11 protein-coding genes and 1 pseudogene are annotated in these 14663 nt (G+C 46.3%); 6 read left to right on the top strand and 6 right to left on the bottom strand.

Features of this window, described 5'->3' with window-relative positions; all coding sequences use genetic code 11:
• Window positions 1-5: 5 nt before the first annotated feature.
• Window positions 6-314: pseudogene (locus tag RCO84_RS08595) on the bottom strand (T9SS C-terminal target domain-containing protein); the annotation flags it as partial.
• 239 nt (window positions 315-553) lie between these two features.
• Here RCO84_RS08595 and RCO84_RS08590 point away from each other — a divergent pair.
• From RCO84_RS08590 to RCO84_RS08575, 4 genes are all read left to right on the top strand, one after another.
• Window positions 554-1948 (top strand): LysM peptidoglycan-binding domain-containing protein, encoded by a 1395-nt coding sequence (locus RCO84_RS08590; protein WP_317584744.1) that lies wholly within the window; start codon window positions 554-556, stop codon window positions 1946-1948.
• A 27-nt stretch (window positions 1949-1975) separates the two neighbouring features.
• Window positions 1976-2737 (top strand): porin family protein, encoded by a 762-nt coding sequence (locus RCO84_RS08585; protein ID WP_144153919.1) that lies wholly within the window; start codon window positions 1976-1978, stop codon window positions 2735-2737.
• 62 nt (window positions 2738-2799) lie between these two features.
• On the top strand, window positions 2800-4176 hold the full coding sequence (locus tag RCO84_RS08580; protein ID WP_287586581.1) for an MFS transporter: 1377 nt from the start codon (window positions 2800-2802) through the stop codon (window positions 4174-4176).
• 121 nt (window positions 4177-4297) lie between these two features.
• A complete protein-coding gene (locus RCO84_RS08575) occupies window positions 4298-4972 on the top strand; it encodes a hypothetical protein (protein ID WP_144153915.1) in 675 nt (224 codons plus the stop codon).
• 208 nt (window positions 4973-5180) lie between these two features.
• Here RCO84_RS08575 and RCO84_RS08570 read toward each other — a convergent pair whose 3' ends face one another.
• Window positions 5181-6056, bottom strand: a complete 876-nt coding sequence (locus RCO84_RS08570) for a sigma-70 family RNA polymerase sigma factor (protein ID WP_006847025.1) — start codon at window positions 6054-6056, stop codon at window positions 5181-5183.
• Window positions 6057-6359: 303 nt separating this feature from the next.
• Here RCO84_RS08570 and RCO84_RS08565 point away from each other — a divergent pair, with 303 nt between their 5' ends.
• The gene (locus tag RCO84_RS08565) at window positions 6360-7886 is read left to right on the top strand and encodes a peptide MFS transporter (protein WP_264899085.1); all 1527 of its coding nucleotides are present in this window, start codon (window positions 6360-6362) and stop codon (window positions 7884-7886) included.
• A 164-nt stretch (window positions 7887-8050) separates the two neighbouring features.
• Here the strand turns inward: RCO84_RS08565 and RCO84_RS08560 are convergent, their stop codons facing one another.
• Window positions 8051-10213: a S9 family peptidase gene (locus tag RCO84_RS08560; RefSeq protein WP_117727057.1), complete on the bottom strand. Its 2163-nt coding sequence runs from the start codon at window positions 10211-10213 to the stop codon at window positions 8051-8053.
• Between the two features lie 53 nt (window positions 10214-10266).
• The gene (locus tag RCO84_RS08555; RefSeq protein ID WP_022120665.1) at window positions 10267-11550 is read right to left on the bottom strand and encodes an O-acetylhomoserine aminocarboxypropyltransferase/cysteine synthase family protein; all 1284 of its coding nucleotides are present in this window, start codon (window positions 11548-11550) and stop codon (window positions 10267-10269) included.
• Window positions 11551-11748: 198 nt separating this feature from the next.
• Here RCO84_RS08555 and RCO84_RS08550 point away from each other — a divergent pair, with 198 nt between their 5' ends.
• The gene (locus RCO84_RS08550; protein ID WP_287839306.1) at window positions 11749-13212 is read left to right on the top strand and encodes a DUF1846 domain-containing protein; all 1464 of its coding nucleotides are present in this window, start codon (window positions 11749-11751) and stop codon (window positions 13210-13212) included.
• A gap of 130 nt (window positions 13213-13342) precedes the next feature.
• Here RCO84_RS08550 and RCO84_RS08545 read toward each other — a convergent pair whose 3' ends face one another.
• Window positions 13343-14284 (bottom strand): HipA domain-containing protein, encoded by a 942-nt coding sequence (locus RCO84_RS08545; protein WP_317584740.1) that lies wholly within the window; start codon window positions 14282-14284, stop codon window positions 13343-13345.
• Between the two features lie 15 nt (window positions 14285-14299).
• Complete coding sequence (locus tag RCO84_RS08540) at window positions 14300-14656, bottom strand: HipA N-terminal domain-containing protein (protein WP_144154044.1); 357 nt, start codon at window positions 14654-14656, stop codon at window positions 14300-14302.
• Window positions 14657-14663: the final 7 nt, after the last annotated feature.

Raw genomic sequence — 14663 nt, 5'->3', positions numbered from 1 at the left:
TTTACCTAATAGTTACTGTTCTGTTCTTCGGTATAACCTCTGAGCAGGTTGACATCACGTTTGATGTTATACACAACGCCATCTGCCCCCTTCGCCTTGACGAGACAGAAGTATACACCCTCCTTGACCGGTTTTCCGCGGTAGGTGCCATCCCATCCCGTGGCAGGGTCGGTCCATTCATAGAGTTTCTGTCCCCACCTATTATATATATAGGCGTGGAACTCCTCAATGTTCCGGTAACCATCCTTGGGCTTGTAGATGTCGTTGATGCCATCGCCATTTGGAGAGAAGGCATTCGGCATGAGAAGAGAACTGACTTTGGTCGTCTCTTCTGTGTTGTCCTCCTCGTCGTCGTTGACTTCCTGAGCGTGTATTTGACACGTTAAAAGTGGCAACATGATGCAAAGTAATGCTATTTTTCGTCTCATTTCTAAAATAATTTGTGCAAAGATAATAAAAAGATGAGAGATATTGCGTCAGATGCAAGATTTTTTGTATTTTTGCAGATGAAAACATGAAATATTTGAAGATATCGTTAAAAAAATCTTGAGATATGAGACAAAAAATGAGATATTTCCTGCTGTTCGTTGGGCTTATGCTCAGTGTCAGCATTGGCGCGCAGACTGTAAAATGGCGCGACATTTACACGGTTAAGAAGAAAGATACAATCTTTGGTATCGCCAATAAATATGGATTGAGCCTTCCTGAACTGATGGATGCCAATCCGGAGATGAAGCGTGAGGGATACATGCTGCAGAAGGGAACTACGCTCTTTATTCCATACACCAAAGACCAGAAGAATCCTAATCAGTTGAACGGTCAGAAGTCGTGGAATGGGGCGACGGTTCAGAAAACTGCTACAGCTACGGCAACCTCAAAGGCTGCTGTTGCCAGAAATGCGGTAAAGGTAGGCGTGATGTTACCTTTGCATAATGTTGATGGCGACGGCAAGCGAATGGTGGAGTATTACCGCGGTTTGCTGCTGGCTTGCGAAACCCTGAAGCAGCAGGGTGCCGATATAGATGTGCGTGCCTGGAACGTTCCTATTGATGCTGATATCCGGAATACACTCTTGCAGGAGGGCGCTAACCAATGCGACATCATCTTTGGTCCACTTTATACCAAGCAGGTGGCTCCGCTGACCAACTTCTGCAAGACCTACGGCATCAAAATGGTGATTCCGTTCTCTATCAGCGGAGATGATGTAGAAAGAAACAAAGAGATTTTCCAGGTTTATCAGAGCGATGATGCGCTGAATGATGCGACCATCAAGGCATTCCTGAGCCGTTTTACCAATGTGCATCCTATCTTTGTAGACTGCAATGATTCTACTTCGAGAAAGGGCAACTTTACGTTCGGTCTGCGCAAGGAACTGGAACGCAGGAAAATCAATTATAGCATCACCAATCTGAATTCGAGTATCGAGCAGTTTGCCAAGGCTTTCATGCCTTCCAAGCAGAATGTGATAATCCTGAATACGGGACGTTCACCACAGTTAACTCTGGTGTTGAACAAGCTCGACGAATTTGATGCGAAGTATCCAGGTGCAGCTATTTCGCTCTTTGGCTATACCGAATGGCTGATGTATGCCAAGTATAATCTGGAAAGATTCTATAAGTATGATACTTATATCCCTTCCACCTTCTATTATAACCCGAACTCAGCACAGACCAAGGCGCTTGAGAGCCGTTATGAGCGATGGTTCCATCAGCCTATGATGGTGGCACAGCCAAGATTCGCCATCACCGGTTTCGATCACGGAATGTATCTGATTCAGGGTGTCAAGAGATACGGAAAGAACTTCACAGGTGAGCGCCAGCAGATGACTTACCAGCCTGTGCAGACTCCACTCCGTTTCGAGAAGACCAGTAGAGGAGGATACAAAAACAAGAGTTTCCAGTTGATTCACTATACCTTTAATCATCAGATAGAGGCGGTGAAGTACTAGTTTATAGTTTACAATTTATAGTTGATAATGAATAGAAATATTGGGTTGCTGATTCTGATGCTCATCTTCGGAATTCCAGTTTCGGCACAGATAGGAGAGCATCGTAATGATTTCGCCATCGGTTTTAATGGGGGCTATATGATGAGTAGCGTAGGATTCACACCCGAGGTACAGCAGAAGCAGCACGGCGGACTGACGGGCGGTTTCTCGATGAGATATACCTGTGAGAAATATTTCAAGACCATCTGTTCTATCTATGCCGAGGTAAACTATGCGCAGGCAGGATGGGAAGAGGATATTCTGGATAAGGAGAATAATCCGGTGATTATAACCGAAACCAAAGAGGCGATGGCTTACAAGCGTACCATCAACTATATTCAGGTACCAATCTTTGCGCATCTGGCATGGGGTAGGGAGACAAGAGGACTGAACATCTTTGTGAATGCCGGTCCGCAGTTTGGTTTCTATCTGAGTGATTCGCAGAAGACCAACTTCTCGGTAGAGCACATGCCGGCAACCGACAATAACCGTGTAAGTCCGGTGGTGGCTCAGGATACGATGGCAGTCAAGAATAAGCTCGATTATGGTATCGCCCTGGGTCTGGGTGCTGAATACAGTATTCCGAAGGTGGGGCATTTCCTTGCCGAAGCCCGATACTACTATGGTCTGGGAAATATCTACGGTGCTTCTAAGCGTGATTATTTCGGAAAGAGTAACTATGGACAGATTGTTCTGAAACTCTCTTATCTCTTTGATATCACCAGAACGAAGAACGTGAAACGGAAATAGACGATAATTAATAATTGATAATTAATAATGATAACGGGTTTATCATTTATGTTTTAAAGAAAATGAGTACAACAGAAAAAATGCAGATGAAATTGAGCGACTCTAAGTCAGCTCGCTGGACCGCCCTCCTCATCGTGAGTATCACGATGATGTTCGGTTACTTTTTTACAGATGTGATGTCTCCACTGGAGCCTCTCTTGACAGCAGCCAAGGGAGCAGAGAATGGTCTCGGACTCGGCTGGAATTCGGATGAGTACGGCTTCTTCTCTGGAGCTTACGGATACTTCAATGTGTTCCTCCTGCTCCTCTTCTTCGGTGGTCTTATCCTCGATAAGTTTGGCATCCGTTTCACAGGTATCCTTTCTACCGTCCTGATGTTTGGTGGAGCCTTGTTGAAGTGGTATGCTTTAGGTCATGAGTTTGACGGAATGGTTGCTGTGCCATTCTTCGGTACTTATAGTACGCAGGTAGTGATAGCTGCTCTTGGCTTTGCCATCTATGGTGTAGGATGCGAGATATGCGGTATCACAGTGAGCAAGGTTATCGTGAAGTGGTTTACGGGCCATGAGTTAGCTCTGGCAATGGGTGTACAGGTTGCTACGGCTCGTTTGGGAACTGCTGCAGCTCTGAGTGCTTCTCTTCCTTTTGCCAAGGCAATGGGTGGAGTATCTGCTTCTGTTGCTTTGGGCGCTGTATTGCTTTGCGCAGGTGTACTGGTTTATCTGGTTTATTGCGTGATGGACAAGAAAGAGGATGCTTCTGCAGCAGCTGTAGCTACTGAACCGGAAGAAGGTTTCAAGTTTTCAGACTTGGGCGGTTTGTTCAAGACAACAGGTTTCTGGTATGTGGCATTCCTTTGCCTGATGTTCTATGCCGGTGTATTCCCATTCCTAAAGTTTGCCACCAAGCTGATGATTTTCAAGTATGGTGTGGATGCTAATTTGGCAGGTCTGATTCCTGCGATGTTGCCATTCGGTACCATCTTCCTCACACCGCTCTTCGGTAGTATATACGATAAGTATGGCAAGGGTGCTACGCTGATGATTATCGGCAGTTGCCTCCTGACCTTTGTACACGTTATGTTTGCCCTGCCAATCAACTCATGGGTGCTTGCCATCGTGCTGATGCTCATCCTGGGTATCGCTTTTGGACTGGTACCATCAGCCATGTGGCCATCTGTGCCAAAGATTATCCCAATGAAACTCTTAGGAACTGCATACGCCCTTATCTTCTATATCCAGAACATCGGACTGGCTCTCATTCCGGTATGGATTGGTAAGGTGAACCAGGCTAACACGAGTGCTGATGGTGTTATTGACTATACCCAGACGATGACCATCTTTGCAGCCTTCGGTGTGATTGCTATTATCATTTCTTTCCTCCTCTTGTTTGAAGATAAGAGAAAGGGATATGGATTGCAGAAGCCTAATGTGAAATAAGTGAAGAGCGAAGAACAAAGAGCAAATTGAGTGAAGAGTAAAAACGAAGAGTGTAGAATCCGTTTGCTCTTTGTTCTTCTAAATCTTTGAAAGTGTAATTTTTAAAAGAAAGGGAATAACCATGAATGCGACACCTGAATCATTGATTAAGGACTATGCTGACCCGATAGAGCAGCAGGAGATTGACAAGTTTGTATGTTCAGAGATGGGCAGACAGATACACCGGTATATTAAGGGTATGTCGGGTACCAAGCAAGCTATGTTGAAATTTGAAGAAAGGCTAGCCAGCCTCTCTGTACCAGAGAAGGAGAAGGCGATAGCCAAGTATATTGATCTGAACAGAAAAGCATTGGATGGTCTTGACTTGAAGATGATTCTGGTCCGTTCGGTAGCCAACTATTGTGATACCTTCCAGTATATGCTGGATTTTGTCAACGATAAGCGCAAGATGGTTTTCTATTACCTACGCATCAAGGCGAAATACATTCAGTATCATGAGGTATTTGAGCAGGATGGAAAGTTTGGTATGAAAGATCATCAAGGCAATATCATGCTCTCGCCAAGTTATGATTTCTTGCGCACATGCTACATTTATAATGATGACTTGAGTATCATGCCGGTAATAGCTGAGAAGAATGGAAAGATGGGACTGGTAATGCCGGATGGTAACGATACGGTAGTGGCGGATTTCCTTTACGACGAAATTTGCTTGCGTGATGAATATCCTTACTTCGAAGCATCAAAAGATGGCGAGAACGGATTTCTTGACAAGACTGGTAACTTTGTGAATAGTTAATGATGTGTACAATTAATATGTACAATTAGTTGAGGCGCAAGGCTTGAAAGAGAAAGGGCAATCAGGTTGGGATGAACCAACTGATTGCCCTTTTTTACTTTCGTTGCTATGAGCAACTTAGTTTTTATCTAATTTTCTCTCGTCTTCAAACCCTAGTGAAGAAAAGCAAAAGAATTCTTCACTCTTCGTTCTTCACTCTTCACTTAAATTATCCCAAGTATTTCATCAAGATTTTGATCTTACCGCTATCACGGAGCTTGATGATACTCTTTTCGCGAATCTGGCGAACACGCTCACGGGTAAGGTTGAACTCGCTACCGATTTCCTCCAAACCCTTCTCGTGGCAACCGATACCATAGCAGTAGCACAGAATCTTGCGTTCACGGTCTTTCAATACAGAATTGAGAACGCGGTCAAGCTCGCTCGCCATAGACTCGAAGTCAACACCCTTGTCGGTACGGCTGTCATCACCCGAAGCCATCACGTCGACCATAGCATTGTCATCATCATCGCTACCGAATGGAGCATCGATACTCATGTGGTGATTGTCAGCCTTGATAGTCTGGTCAATCTTGCTTTCTTCCATCTTTGTAATTTGAGCGAGCTCAGCAACAGAAGGTTTGCGCTGGTTCTCCTGCTCAAACTTACTGATTTCTGCACTGATTTTGCTCAATGCACCTACCTGGTTCAAAGGCAGGCGAACGATACGGCTCTGCTCAGCAATAGCCTGCAGGATGCTCTGACGAATCCACCATACAGCGTATGAGATAAACTTAAAACCGCGGGTCTCGTCAAACTTTTCAGCAGCCTTTACCAAACCGATGTTACCCTCGTCGATGAGGTCGGTAAGAGAAAGACCTTGGTGCTGATATTGCTTAGCAACAGATACAACGAAACGAAGGTTTGCTTTTACCAATTTCTCTTTGGCACGTTCTCCCTCACGACCGCCTTTGCGAATCTTCTGGGCAAGTTCGATTTCTTCATCGATAGAGACCATAGGCTCTCTACCAATCTCCACCAAGTACTTGTCGAGTGCTTCACTGGAACGGTTGGTTATACTCTTACTAATCTTAAGTTGTCTCATAAATATCCTTTTACCTTTCTATTTAGAATTTTTTGAAGTATTTTTGTGTATCCTGAAACCTCCTCATGGTTTCGGGGTGCAAAGGTACGAAAAAAAATGCAATTACGTTGTAATATAAACGGATTTTTTTTAATCTGATTTGTCTGTTTTTTAGAATTTTAGCCGGTTTCTAGTAGAAAAATGCTATGTGAAGTGCGGTTTTTGGTGCAATAAGTTTGAAATATGGAATAATTTATGTATCTTTGCACAAAAATTGCGAGAAAAGAATAACTAAATAATAAAATAACAATAATACAAAAAATTATGTTTGAGAATCAACCAAAAGGTCTGTGGGCCTTAGCTTTGGCAAACACGGGTGAGCGTTTCGGCTATTACACCATGCTTGCTGTGTTCTTGCTTTATTTGCAGGCCAACTTCGGTTTTGAAACCGGATTGGCAAGTACTATTTACTCTACATTCCTGATGATGGTTTATTTCCTTCCTATCATCGGTGGTATCGCAGCCGACAAGTTTGGCTTTGGACGTATGGTTACTACAGGTATCTTCATCATGTTCATTGGCTATCTTGTTCTCTCACTTCCTCTTGGCAAGGAAACCGTTGCCGTTGCTGCTATGGGTATTTCACTTATTCTCATCGCTTTGGGAACCGGTCTGTTCAAGGGTAATCTGCAGGTGATGGTAGGCCGTCTCTATGATGAGCCACAGTATGCCAGCAAACGTGATTCCGGTTTCTCACTCTTCTATATGGCTATCAACATCGGTGCTATGTTTGCTCCTACTGCTGCCATCAAGATTATGAAGTGGGCGCAGGAGAGCCTGAGCGTGTCGGTGGCAGATTCATACCACTTCGCTTTCGCTGTGGCTTGTGCTTCACTGATTTTCAGTATCGCTATCTACTATGCTTTCAGCTTTACATACAAGCATGTTCTTGCTTCAGAGACCAAGAGTAAGGATGATAAGACTTCTGCTAAGGAGACAAACGAACTTTCTAAGGCTGAGACCAAGGAGCGCATCATCTGCCTCTGTCTCGTATTCGCTGTGGTTATCTTCTTCTGGATGGCTTTCCACCAGAACGGTAATACATTGACACTCTTTGCCCGCGATTATACACAGAAGACTTCAGAGGGTCTGCAGTCTATGGCATTCGACGTTACCAACCTCGTAGCCTGCATCTTCGTGGTTTACGGTTGCTTCGGTCTGGCACAGAGCAAGACTGGCAAGGGTAAGGGCATCTCTCTTGGTGTCATTGTTGCTGCCATCGCTTTCCTCTTCTACAAGTACAGCAACCTTGAAGGTGCCGTAGATGTTGAGGCTCCTATTTTCCAGCAGTTCAACCCATGCTATGTTGTGGCATTAACACCAGTGAGCGTTGCTTTGTTCTCATGGCTTCACAAGATTGGCAAGGAGCCTACATCGCCAGAGAAGATTGGTTTGGGTATGCTCGTTGCAGCTCTCGGTTTTGTATGGATGGCTGTAGGTTCTATGGGGCTGGAGCTTCCTTTGACACAGGGCGATCCTGCTACAGAGGGTACACGTGTAAGTGCTAACCTCCTCATTTCTACATACCTCATCCTTACATTCGCAGAGCTTCTGCTTTCTCCAATCGGTATTTCATTTGTATCGAAGGTAGCTCCTCCAAAGTATGCTGGTTTGATGATGGGTCTCTGGTTTGGTGCAACAGCCATCGGTAACCAGTTGGTTATGATTCCTGGCATCATGTGGGGTCAGAACTTCAACCTCATTGCCATCTGGGGTGTTCTCGCCGGTATCTGTCTGGTTTCAGCTCTCTTCATCTTCTCTATCATCAAGAAGTTGAATCGCGTAAGCTAATGGAAGCATTAATTATAACATTGGCTGGTACTGGAGTAGTAGCTTTGGTATTAAATATTTGGTTAAGTACCAAATCTGGTAAAAAATGGCTTAAAAGTCTTTAATGAAAAAACGAGGTATCAGGCGTAACCTGTTACCTCGTTTTTTTTTCGTTTTTTAATATATTATTTCTTCAACCACTTGTCTAACCAGCCGAAGAAGGTGCGCTGCCAGAGCACGCCGTTCTGTGGCTTCAATACCCAGTGGTTCTCATCAGGATAGATGAGGAGCTCGGCTGGGATGCCACGCATGCGGGCTGCATTGAAGGCGCCCATACCCTGGTTGGCATTGATACGGTAATCCTTTTCGCCGTGGATGCAGAGGATTGGAGTATCCCACTTGTCTACAAACTTATGAGGACTGTTCTCGTAGGTCTTCTTGGCGTTGGCACTCTGGTCCTTGTTCCAGTAAGCATCCTCGTATTCCCAGTTAGAGAACCAAGCCTCCTCGGTATCGGTGTACATGCTCTCCAGGTTGAAAGCACCATCGTGAGAGAGGAATGCCTTGAAACGCTTGTTGTGATGACCGGCGAGATAGTATACTGAGAAACCACCGAAGCTGGCACCTACACAACCCAGACGATCCTTGTCTACGTAAGGAAGATTGTTGGCAGCATCATCAATAGCTGAAAGATAATCGTTCATGCACTGGCCTGTCCAGTCGCCAGAAATCTCTTCGTTCCATGCGCTTCCGAAACCAGGGAGACCGCGGCGGTTTGGCAATACTACAACATAGCCGTTGGCTGCCATGATCTGGATGTTCCATCGGTAGCTCCAGAACTGGCTTACCGGACTCTGAGGACCACCCTCGCAGAAGAGAAGGGTAGGGTACTTCTTGTTGGCATCGAAATTAGATGGCAACATAATCCATACCAGCATCTGCTTGCCGTCGGTAGTCTTTACCCAACGCTGCTCACACTTACCCATATTCAACTGGTTCAGAATATGGTCGTTCTCGCGGGTAATCTGCTCTACCTTGGTACTCTTGGCATCCTTGCCTGGAGTTACGATGTAGATATCAGTAGGATGACTCATGCTAGCCTTGGTAGCAAGAAGCTTGTTGCCGTTGTTGGCAAGCGAGATGCTTCCGTAGTCAGCCCACTCGTTGGTAATCTGCTTTACTTCGCCCTTGAAGTTAGCCTGATAGAGGTTCAGGGTTCCGTGCCATACACCGATGAAGCTGAGGCTCTTGTTGTCCTTGTTCCATACGAAACCCTCTACGCTAGAGTCGAACTTCTCTGATACATAGTTCTTCTTGCCGGTAGCAAGTTCGTAAACACAGAGGCGGTTGCGGTCGCTCTCGTAGCCATCGCGAGCCATGCTCTGCCAAGCGATGTACTTTCCGTCTGCAGAGAACTGAGGGTTCACGTCGTAACCCGGATTGTTCTTCAGATTCTCAGGAGCGTTGACAGCCTGGTTCTTCATACTCTTGGTAGCATCAATCTTAGGCTCTACATAGCCAGCCTCCTTGCAGAGGTTCTTTGTCTCGCGCGTACCTATATTATATAGGTAGATATCTGAGTCGGTAGAGATGGCATACTGAACGCCCTCCTTCTTACGGCAGGTATAGGCGATGGTCTTGGAATCCGGACTCCATGCCAGCTGCTCGATGCCACCGAATGGAGCCATAGGGCACTCGAATGGTTCATCCTTCAGGATGTCTTCGCCGGCATTGATGGTACCGTCTTCAGCCACATCAGCCACGAAAGGATGGAGAAGGCTCTCTACGTAGTGGTCCCAGTGGCGATAGTTCATATCAGTTACGAGACGGCCGGTAGCCAATGGAAGATCAGAAGGATTCTCCTTGATGGTTCCGTGGTAAGGGAGTTCCTTAATGAGGATTACCTTCTTGCCGTCAGGAGAGAAGCGGAAGCCCTGGATGCCCAACTTGTCGTTGGTGAGCTGCTTTCTGCCTGTACCGTCAGGGTTCATGCTCCAGAGCTGTCCGTCGCGGATGAAGGCAATCTTCTGTCCGCCCTGAATCCAGGCAGCATCTGTTTCGCTCTTTGCATCCGTGGTCAATGCCTTCTGGTTCTTGCCGTTGGCATCCATGATGAAGAGCATCTGATGACCCTTGTTTTCCTTTACACTGTAGTAACCTACCTGGTACACCACCTGCTTGCCGTTAGGCGAAGCTTCGGCGCCACCGATACGTCCCATTGCCCAGAGAGCCTCAGGAGTCATCAGGTGGTTTTCTACCTTGATGTCATTTTTCTGAATCATAGTCTGTGCATCAGCTGCTGTGCCCATAGTGAGAGCCGCAGCAGCTAAAATCATAGCTTTAATCATGTTTCTAATTTTACTGTTATAATGTTGCTTTGTTGTTATGTATCCTATTTGTCTTAAATCTGATCCAAAGCCTGCTTGATATCATCGAGGATGTCTTCTACATCTTCGATACCTACAGAGAGGCGAATCAGATCTGGAGCAACACCTGCTTCCTTCAGCTGTTCTTCGCTGAGCTGGCGATGGGTGTGACTGGCTGGATGGAGCACACAGGTGCGGGCATCGGCTACATGGGTTACGATGTTGATCATGTCGAGAGAATCCATAAACTTGATGGCTGTCTCGCGATCTCCCTTCAATCCGAAGGCAATAACACCGCAGGTGCCGTTTGGCATATACTTCTGGGCAAGCGCATGATACTCATCGCCCTCCAGACCGCTATAATGAACCCAAGCCACACGCTCGTCGTTCTGCAGGAACTCTGCCACCTTCTGTGCATTGGCACAATGCTGGCGCATACGGAGGTGGAGACTCTGAAGACCGAGGTTGAGGATGAACGAATTCATTGGGGCAGGGATGCTGCCAAGATCGCGCATCAGCTGAGCCACGAGTTTGGTGGTGTAACCCATCTTGCCGAAAGCCTTCACATAGGTCAGACCATGGTAGCTGTCATCCGGTGTGCAGAGACCTGGGAACTTATCAGCATGAGCCATCCAGTCGAAGTTGCCGCTGTCTACTACCACGCCACCTACCTGTGAAGCCGTACCATCCATATACTTGGTGGTACTGTGGGTAACAATGTCGGCACCCCATTCGAATGGGCGACAGTTGATAGGCGTAGCGAAGGTGTTGTCAACGATGAGAGGCACCCCATTCTTGTGAGCAATGCGTGCAAACTTCTCGATGTCGAGTACAGCGCAGCCCGGATTGCTGATGGTTTCGCCGAAAACAACCTTGGTGTTAGGGCGGAAAGCCTTCTGGATTTCTTCTTCGCTATCGTTCGGATTCACGAAAGTACACTCGATGCCGAGTTTCTTTAGGGTTACGCCGAAGAGATTGAAGGTACCACCATAAATCTCATTGGATGTAACGATATGGTCGCCCGCTTCGCAGATGTTGAACACAGCATAGAAGTTGGCAGCCTGACCGCTGCTGGTTAAAACGGCTCCCACGCCACCTTCGAGTTCGGCAATCTTCTTAGCCACAACATCGTTGGTAGGGTTCTGGAGACGGGTATAGAAGTAGCCTTCCTTCTTCAGGTCGAAGAGCATAGCCATCTCCTCAGAGTTGTCATACTTGAAAGTAGTGCTTTGATAAATTGGCACTTCAATCGGTTCGCCGTTCTTTGGCTCATAGCCTCCCTGCACGCAGATAGAGGCGGTACGTAAATTCTTTTTCATTTGTCGGTTATGTTTTCTTTTAAAATTCATGTTTTTGCGATATGACATATTATGCTGCCCATTGCTAGATGCAAAGATACGGCAAATCCCTGAGAATTAAGAATAATTTGCGTAAAACATTGTTCAATAGCCAGTTTTTTTTGTACTTTTGCAGTCAAATTTGCAAAATAATAGCGATATAGTTTTATTTAAAGTAGTATGAAGATAGGTTTCGATAACGAGAAGTATCTGAAGATTCAGTCAGAACACATCAAGGAGAGAATCTCACAGTTTGACGGAAAGCTTTACCTCGAATTGGGCGGTAAACTTTTTGACGATCATCATGCCAGCAGAGTTTTGCCTGGTTTCCAGCCTGACAGCAAACTGCGCATGTTCCAGAAAATCAGCGATAGCATCGAGATTGTTATCGTGATTAGTGCAGCCGATATAGAGAAGAACAAGAAGCGTGCCGACTTGGGCATTACATACGATGAGGACGTGTTGCGCCTTCGTGGTGAGTTCCAAAACCGTGGTTTCATGGTGGGTTCTGTTGTCATCACTCATTATAACGGTCAGCCTGCCGCCATTGCCTTCAAACAGCGTCTGGAGCGCGAGGGCATCAAGACTTACTGCCATTTTCTCATCGAGGGCTATCCTCATAACGTGAGTCTGATTGCCTCTGACGAGGGCTTCGGTCAGAACGATTATGTTGAAACAGAGCGTCCGCTGGTTATTGTTACTGCGCCGGGTCCTGGCAGCGGTAAGATGGCGGTTTGCCTGAGTCAGCTTTATAATGAGAACAAGCGTGGTGTGCGTGCCGGTTATGCCAAGTTTGAGACATTCCCAGTGTGGAATCTCCCATTGAAACATCCTGTGAACATCGCATACGAGGCTGCTACTGCCGATCTGAACGATGTGAATATGATTGACCCGTTCCATCTGGAGGCTTACAACAAGATAGCCATCAACTATAACCGTGATGTAGAGATTTATCCTGTGCTCAATGCGCTATTCGAGGGTATCTATGGTAGTAATCCATACAAGTCGCCTACGGATATGGGTGTAAACATGGTAGGTTTCTGTATCTCTGATGATGAGGCTTGCTGCGAGGCATCCAAAAATGAGATTGTCCGCCGTTACTATGCGGCTACCAACAAGATGGCGGCTGGTGCTTGCAATGATGATGAGATCACTAAGATTCAGATGCTCTTCAATCAGGCTAAGATTACTACTGATTACCGCAAGGTGACGGTAGCTGCCAAGAATCATAAGAAGGAGACGGGACATACCTCTTCTGCCATTGAGTTGGAGGATGGTACCATTATCTGCGGTCATAGCAGCGAGTTGCTGGGCTGTAGTGCCGCCTTGCTCCTGAATGTTACCAAGCAGTTGGCAGGCATCGACCATGAATTGAAGCTTATTCCTCAGTCGATGATTGAGCCTATCCAGCATACCAAGGTGAATTATCTCGGTGGTCACAATCCTCGTCTTCATACGGATGAGGTTCTCGTAGCCCTCTCTGTTCTTTCGGAGAATGATGAGAACTGCAAGAAGGCATTGGAGCAGTTGCCTAAGCTTCGTGGCTGTCAGGCTCATTGCACCGTGATGTTGAGTGATGTAGACCAGAAAATCTTTAAGAAGCTCGGTGTGGATATCACCTGCGAGCCGGTATTGAAGAAGTAAATTTGGGTTGGATACTATTGAAGAAGCAAATTTACTTTAAACAATACACCCCCGAAAAGTTATAGTTAATCTCGTAGATTGATTAATTATACCTTTTCGGGGGTGTTTGTTTTTATTTTATACAGAAACATTATCTTAATGCCATAACTCTGCTGAGGATCAGTTTCTTGTATTCCTTCTTCATGCTGTCCGGAAGGAAGGAGGCTTCTATCAGGTCGATCCATTTCACGATGGATCGGCGGAACTTTTTGGCGATGTTGTTGATTACCTTCTCGCTGAGGCCCGAGGCGGTCATTACCTTGACGAAATCAGATTTCTGAATCTTTTTCTTTCTTCCGTTGAGCGTTAGGGCGAGTTCCTCGGTATCTTCTGGCATCACAATCTTCGTGCAGAGGAGGTCGTAGGCTGGAGTTAAGCCATAACCCAACTTGCGGTTGTTGTAGAGCGAGAAGTTCTTGAGGTGCATGTCAGCGTTGCCCGTAATCCATGAGAAGATGACCACTTCCCAATAGTTCACGAGGTCGAGCTGCGAGAACGATGAATACTTCTTGATGAGTCTGGCTACCTGCTCGTAGGAACCTTTATATTTGTATTCGGTAAGGCGCTCTGACAGTTGGCACATATCTTCCATCGGTACCTTTTGACCATCATCCAGTCGGTCTATTCTCCGGGTGATATAACAGAGTTCACCATCGGCAAAGCGAATCAGTCCGTGGGGAACCACAGCTATCTTGGCAGCTTCGGCGAGATGCATCGTGAGGTCTTCTATTTCCGGTAGACAGCGGTAGCGATCGGTTTGTGGCTTGAGGATATATTTTCCCCAAAGACCTACGATTGTGAAGCGGGATGGTTCGTTCTTTCCGCCCGGATTTACATCGAGCGAGAGCTTCGCCTGCACACCGGTGAGGGTGGTCTGGGCACGCACTACCTGTTTTGCCAGGTTGCCAATTTCCTTTCTAACGTAGGGTAGGACAGGGGCTTCCTTGGTGCCGAAGAGCTTGCGTGCGCAGGCGGGATGGTAATCTACCTGACCAGGCTTGAGTGGTTTATAACAATATAGACATTTCTCCATAATTCTTTCTCCTTTCTAGTTTTGGGGTGAAGCATTTGTTGCTTCTGCAGGGGAGTCATCTGCTGGGATCACGCTTACTGCTCCGATGCAATCCTTGCAGCAGGCAAGGAGGAGCGACATTCTGTCGCGCTGGTTGATTTTCCAACTGCTTTCTGCGATGTTCAGCAGCCATCCTTCGGGGATTAATCCATCGAAGAATGGGAACAGTACGGTATCGTGGTAGGGCTCATCGGATAAGGGAAGCGTCAGACTTACGGCTTCCGCTCCATCCGATGCCAGATAATCTGAATCATAGGCGAAGGTAAAGCCTGTCTCGTCTTCCGTCAGCAGACCTACGTATTGGTCGTAGAGATATATTTTTCCTTGTTTCATCATATTT

The sequence above is a fragment of the Segatella copri genome, from assembly GCF_949820605.1.
Classification (GTDB): domain Bacteria; phylum Bacteroidota; class Bacteroidia; order Bacteroidales; family Bacteroidaceae; genus Prevotella.
This window is presented reverse-complemented; position numbering and strand designations above follow the sequence as displayed.

Bases quoted from the DNA above. Each gene is read 5' to 3' on its own strand.
- RCO84_RS08580 (WP_287586581.1), top strand. From the start codon at position 2,800: ATGAGTACAACAGAAAAAATGCAGATGAAATTGAGCGACTCTAAGTCA.
- RCO84_RS08560 (WP_117727057.1), bottom strand. From the start codon at position 10,213: ATGATTAAAGCTATGATTTTAGCTGCTGCGGCTCTCACTATGGGCACA.
- RCO84_RS08575 (WP_144153915.1), top strand. From the start codon at position 4,298: ATGAATGCGACACCTGAATCATTGATTAAGGACTATGCTGACCCGATA.
- RCO84_RS08570 (WP_006847025.1), bottom strand. From the start codon at position 6,056: ATGAGACAACTTAAGATTAGTAAGAGTATAACCAACCGTTCCAGTGAA.
- RCO84_RS08590 (WP_317584744.1), top strand. From the start codon at position 554: ATGAGACAAAAAATGAGATATTTCCTGCTGTTCGTTGGGCTTATGCTC.
- RCO84_RS08555 (WP_022120665.1), bottom strand. From the start codon at position 11,550: ATGAAAAAGAATTTACGTACCGCCTCTATCTGCGTGCAGGGAGGCTAT.
- RCO84_RS08565 (WP_264899085.1), top strand. From the start codon at position 6,360: ATGTTTGAGAATCAACCAAAAGGTCTGTGGGCCTTAGCTTTGGCAAAC.
- RCO84_RS08540 (WP_144154044.1), bottom strand. From the start codon at position 14,656: ATGAAACAAGGAAAAATATATCTCTACGACCAATACGTAGGTCTGCTG.
- RCO84_RS08550 (WP_287839306.1), top strand. From the start codon at position 11,749: ATGAAGATAGGTTTCGATAACGAGAAGTATCTGAAGATTCAGTCAGAA.
- RCO84_RS08545 (WP_317584740.1), bottom strand. From the start codon at position 14,284: ATGGAGAAATGTCTATATTGTTATAAACCACTCAAGCCTGGTCAGGTA.
- RCO84_RS08585 (WP_144153919.1), top strand. From the start codon at position 1,976: ATGAATAGAAATATTGGGTTGCTGATTCTGATGCTCATCTTCGGAATT.